This window comes from Psychrobacter sp. 16-MNA-CIBAN-0192 (assembly GCF_040309565.1).
In the GTDB taxonomy this organism is placed as follows: domain Bacteria; phylum Pseudomonadota; class Gammaproteobacteria; order Pseudomonadales; family Moraxellaceae; genus Psychrobacter.
Genome location: NZ_JBEOOX010000302.1, coordinates 1 through 268, shown reverse-complemented (window position 1 = coordinate 268; position 268 = coordinate 1). Strand labels below are relative to the sequence as shown.

The 268-nt window shown below is 50.0% G+C and carries 1 protein-coding gene; it reads right to left on the bottom strand.

Annotated features, from left to right (window positions below):
- Window positions 1-268, bottom strand: a 268-nt coding sequence (locus tag AAEY78_RS13340; protein ID WP_352339791.1) for a helix-turn-helix domain-containing protein, incomplete at both ends; no start/stop codon positions are given.

Here is a 268-nt window from a genome sequence, read left to right as displayed (position 1 = left end):
GGACTACGACAACAGGCGAGATAACGCATTTCGCCATCGATTTCTGTGGCTAAGTTCACCGAGACCTGATGTTCAGTTGCAAATTGTCGCAAGAGTGGTTCGGCAAAAGTGACCACATCATGACGACTCCAAGCAGTTGCGCTCAGCCGTACTGCGCTACTGCCTAACTGATACTGACCTTGAGTAGTGGTTCGCAAAAACCCCAGCAGCGTCAAAGTGTGAACCAAGCGAGTAATAGTGGCTTTGGGTAGACCACTCATCTGACAGA